Genomic DNA, 4,628 nt, shown 5'->3' on the forward strand with positions numbered 1-4,628 from the left:
TGGCCGCGGCCGGCGCCAGGGAGTCCACCGCCACGGCGGTGGTAGCCGCGGTGCGGGCGGTGGTGAGTTCGCCGGCATCGCACAGCAGCAGCGGCTGGCCGTCGTCCATCGACATCAGCAGGGTCCAGGCGGTGACGATGGCGCCGCGCTCGCCGGGGATGTAGGGCGAGGTCTTGACCCCGTAGACGCGCTGCTCGGCCAGCACGCCGAGGTAGTTGATGAAGTCGCCGCCGCCGGGAAACTCCACCAGCTGCTGCGCTGGCTGCACCGCCTGGCCGCGCGCCAGGCTGCGGAACAGTTCGCGCATGGCCTGCACGACATCGACGCGGGCGAGGAGTTGGGCGGCTTCGGCCCGATGGATCAGATAGGGCGGGGTGCTGGGCATGGCGGCGGTATCCGGAATGAACTTATTTGTCCATTCTGGACTTATTGGTATCTGCTCGACAAGGGGCATGGCCGCCGGCTGTCCGAGGATGACGCATGGACGAAGCTGCTGCCGGCAGAGGCGCGATGGCGCCCGGGCGTATTTCGCGGATAAATCCGCTCCTGCAGGCTATGCAACGACCCGCGCTGACATCGCCAACAAAAAAGGCGAAGCCCTGGGGCTTCGCCTTCTGCTGGTGCGGCGGCGCGGCTCAGTGGTGCTTGCGCGGCACCGGCTTGAGCAGTTCGTCCGGCGGCATCTCGCACTGGATCTTGCGCCCGATCAGCGCCTCGATCGGCGGCAGGGCGAAGGCGTCGTCCTCGCCGGCGAAGCTGATCGAGGTGCCGCTGCTGCCGGCGCGGCCGGTGCGGCCGATGCGGTGCACGTAGTCGTCCGGGTCTTCCGGCAGGGTGAAGTTGATCACGTGGCTGATGGCGTCGACGTGGATGCCGCGGCCGGCCACGTCGGTGGCGACCATGACGCGGATCTTGCCCTCGCGGAAGCCCTCCAGGGCGCGGATGCGCTTGTGCTGCGGCACGTCGCCGGACATCTGCACGGCGCTGACGCCGTCGCGGGTCAGGCGTTCCTCGATGCGGCGCACCTCGTCCTTGCGGTTGGCGAAGACCATCACCCGCGTCCAGTCGTTCTGCGTGATCAGGTTGTACAGCAGCTTGTACTTGTCGCTGCTGGCCACGGCGTAGACGTGCTGCTCGACGCTGTCGCTGGCGACGTTCTCCGGCTCGATCTCGACGATGGCCGGGTTGACCGTCCACTGCTTGGCCAGGTTCATCACGTCGTCGGTGAAGGTGGCGGAGAACAGCAGGGTCTGGCGCTCGCCCTTCATCGGGGTCTGGCGGATGATCTGGCGCACCTGGGGGATGAAGCCCATGTCGAGCATGCGGTCGGCTTCGTCGAGCACCATCACCTCGACCATGTCCAGGTGCACCTCGCCGCGCTGGTTGAAGTCCAGCAGCCGGCCCGGGGTGGCCACCAGGATGTCGCAGAAGCGCGATTCGAGCTGCTTGAGCTGCTTGTCGAAGTCCATGCCACCGACGAACTGCATGACATTGAGGCCGGTGTACTTGGTCAGCGCGGCGGCGTCCTTGGCGATCTGCACCACCAGCTCGCGGGTCGGCGCGATGATCAGCGCGCGCGGCTCGCCCATGTAGCGCTCTTTCGGCGGCGGCGTCTGCAGCAGCTGGGTGATGATCGATATAAGGAAGGCGGCGGTCTTGCCGGTGCCGGTCTGGGCGCGGCCGATGGCGTCCTGGCCCTTGAGGGTGTAGCCCAGCACGCCGGCCTGGATCGGCGTGCAGTAGGGGAAGCCGAGGTCGTGGATGGCGTGCATCAGCTCGGGGGCCAGCTTGAAGTCGTGGAAGCGGGTCTTGCCTTCGACCGGCTCGACCACGAAGTCTTCTAGCTTCCAGGTGTCCACCGGCTTGGCCGGGCGCTCGCGGCGCGGCTTGTCGGCCTTGGCCGGACGGACGGGGCGTTCCGCGCTGGTTGCCGCGCTGGCGGCAGCGGTCTCGGGCTGGCGCGCAGGCTTGGGCATGCGGCTGGGTTTTTCCTGACCGCCGGCCTGGGCCTGGGCGGGCGCTACGGGCGCGGTGGCCGGTTGGGGCAGTTCGCCTTCGGCTTTGCCGAACATTTTCTTGAGTGCTTTGAGCACGGGCTTCTCATCGATTGGTTAAGGAATGAACGGCTGCCAGTGTAATGCAAGACGCGGGCGCGGCGAAGTGCCTCGCTCGCCCCTGTCAAGGGGCGAACGCGCTGGGCGGCTTATTTCGCCGGCAGGCTGGCCAGCAGCAGGCGCTGCACGTTGCCGCCCATGATCGCGGCGATCTGCTCGGGGGAGAAGCTGGCGCCCTGCAGGCCTTCGGTGAGCTGGGCCAGGCCGGTGACGTCGAACGGCGTGTGCACGGTGCCGTTGAAGTCCGAGCCCAGGGCCACGTGCGCGACGCCGACCTTGTCCGCCGTATAACGAATGGCGCGGACGATGGCGGCGACCGAGGTGTCGCACACCGCGGTGCTCCAGTAGCCGATGCCGATCACCCCGCCTGTGGCGGCGATGGCCTGCAGGTGCTTGTCGCTGAGGTTGCGCGTGCCGGGGCAGGTGCCCTCGACGCCGGTGTGCGACACCAGCACCGGGCGCGTGGCCATGGCCAGCACGTCGTCGATCAGCGGCCGCGAGGCGTGGGCCAGGTCGACCAGCATGGCTTTCTCTTCCAGGCGTTCGATCACCTGGCGACCCAACGGGGTCAGGCCGCCTTTCTCCAGGCCATGGGCCGAGCCGCCGACTTCATTGTCGAAGAAGTGGGTCAGGCCGGCGATGCGGAAACCGGCGTCGTACAGCGCGTCGACGTTCTCCAGCTTGCCCTCGATGGGCTGCAGGCCCTCGGTGGCGAGCAGCGCGGCGACTCGCTGCGGATCCTGCCGCCAGGCCTCGACGAAGCGGGCCAGCTCGGCGCGGTTGCGGATCAGCACCAGGCGCCCGTCGCTGGCGTCTGCGGCCCCGCGCAGTTTCTCGGCCTGGTACAGCGCGCGCTGCAGCAGACTGTCCCAGGTCGCGCGCGGCCAGCGCTGGGCCATGGCCAGCAGGGTGATGTTGTCGCTGTCGCCGGCGTTGCTTTCCATGTTCAGCCCGCGCGGGGTCTTGGTCACGGTGGAGAACACCTGCAGGCCGAGGCGCCCTTCGAGCATGCGCGGCAGGTCGGAGTGGCCGTAGTCGTAGCGTTTGAGCAGGTCGCGTTCCCAGAGCAGGGCGTCGTCGTGCAGGTCGGCGACGAACAGGCCCTGGTGCAGCTGCTGCGCGCTGGCGCTGGCGGGGTAGGGCGGCGGCGAGGCGACGCTGTTCATCTGTGCATCGAGCACCTGGGGTAGGCCGAAAAAGGCCAGGGCGGAAAGCGGGGCGAGCAGCAGCAGGGCGATCAGCAGTTTGCGCATAAAGGGTGGCCATCCAGGCGTGTTGTTATATTCGCCACCCTACCCCAGGGTGCGCCGTGCGCACCAGGCCGACTAGCCGCAGAGGCAGTTGCGTCCCTGCTGCTTGGCCTGGTACAGCGCGGCGTCGGCGCGGGCGATCAGGCTCTGCAGGCTGTCCTGGTGGCGCATCTGCGCCAGGCCGATGGAGATGGTCACCCCCGGCAGCACGCCGACCGGCGAATAGAAGGAGCCGATGCGTTCCAGGCTCTGGCGCAGGCGCTCGCCGATGCCGCGCGCGCCCTGGTCGGCGATCTCCGGCAGGAGGATGACGAACTCCTCGCCGCCGAAGCGCACCAGGCTGTCCTTCGGCCGCAGCTGGTTGCGCAGGGTATGGGCGACCAGGCACAGGGCGTAGTCGCCGGCCAGGTGGCCGTGCTGGTCGTTGTAGGCCTTGAAGTGGTCGACATCCAGCATCAGCAGCGACAGCGGCTCGTCGTTGAAGGCGCAGCGGGTGCTTTCGCGCTCGAACACGTGCTCCAGCCAGCGCCGGTTGAAGCTGCCGGTGAGGGTGTCGATATTGGCATTCTGCTCGCTGTCGAGGATCAGCCGGTTGCCCCGGCGCACCCGTTCGCAAAGCAGCTCCAGGAGGTTCTGCATCAGTTGCGGCGATTGCTGGAACAGCGCGATCAGCGACTCGCGGTGCAGGCGCAGCACGGTGGAGGGCCGCTCGGCGACCACGTAGGCGCTGGGATGCTCGTTGTCGATGAAGCTGATCTCGCCGGCGCAGTCGCCGACTTCCAGGGTGCCGACCGGCTGGTTGTCCAGCGAGCCGAGGTAGACGCGCAGCTGGCCCTCGATCAGCAGGTAGAGGTGCTGGTTGCGGTTGAACGGGGAGAGCAGGACCTCACCGGCCTCCAGTTCGCAGGCGCGAAATTCCCGCAGCAACTGGTCGAGGCTGCTGGCGGCGACCTTGTGGAACAGTCGCAGTTGTTGGATTTGCTGCAGGTCTGCCTGCCAGTGCGCCGGTTTCATCGCGATGTTGCCGGGCCTGGCGGGGCGTCGAGGCCAGATGGCATCGCAAACGCTCCTTGTCGTGGTGCAACAGCGTCTCGACATTATTCCCGGGTCGGGCCCCTGGCAATGCTCGGCCAAAGTTCGGCCGACCAGCGGTTGTACGTTGGTGCCAGGCTGTCGACTGGCGCGCGTCCCTGCGCGGCGTCCTCAGTCGGGTAGGTGGAGGCGGTGGCCGACGGCGAAGCCGGCCAGGCGTTCGCGCACGGCC

General features: G+C 68.0%; 3 protein-coding genes and 1 pseudogene. All 4 read right to left on the reverse strand.

Annotated features, from left to right (window positions below):
- Positions 1-385, reverse strand: a pseudogene (locus N878_RS13150) (ornithine cyclodeaminase family protein); the annotation flags it as partial.
- Positions 386-635: 250 nt separating this feature from the next.
- Entirely contained in the window at positions 636-2,093 is a 1,458-nt protein-coding gene (gene rhlB / locus N878_RS13155) for an ATP-dependent RNA helicase RhlB (protein WP_031303139.1), read from the reverse strand.
- A 110-nt stretch (positions 2,094-2,203) separates the two neighbouring features.
- A complete protein-coding gene (locus N878_RS13160) occupies positions 2,204-3,367 on the reverse strand; it encodes a dipeptidase (protein WP_021444118.1) in 1,164 nt (387 codons plus the stop codon).
- Between the two features lie 72 nt (positions 3,368-3,439).
- A complete protein-coding gene (locus N878_RS13165; protein ID WP_021444119.1) occupies positions 3,440-4,378 on the reverse strand; it encodes a GGDEF domain-containing protein in 939 nt (312 codons plus the stop codon).
- Positions 4,379-4,628: the final 250 nt, after the last annotated feature.

This window comes from Pseudomonas sp. EGD-AK9 (assembly GCF_000465935.2).
In the GTDB taxonomy this organism is placed as follows: Bacteria; Pseudomonadota; Gammaproteobacteria; order Pseudomonadales; family Pseudomonadaceae; genus Aquipseudomonas.

Bases quoted from the DNA above. Each gene is read 5' to 3' on its own strand.
- N878_RS13165 (WP_021444119.1), bottom strand. From the start codon at position 4,378: ATGAAACCGGCGCACTGGCAGGCAGACCTGCAGCAAATCCAACAACTG.
- N878_RS13160 (WP_021444118.1), bottom strand. From the start codon at position 3,367: ATGCGCAAACTGCTGATCGCCCTGCTGCTGCTCGCCCCGCTTTCCGCC.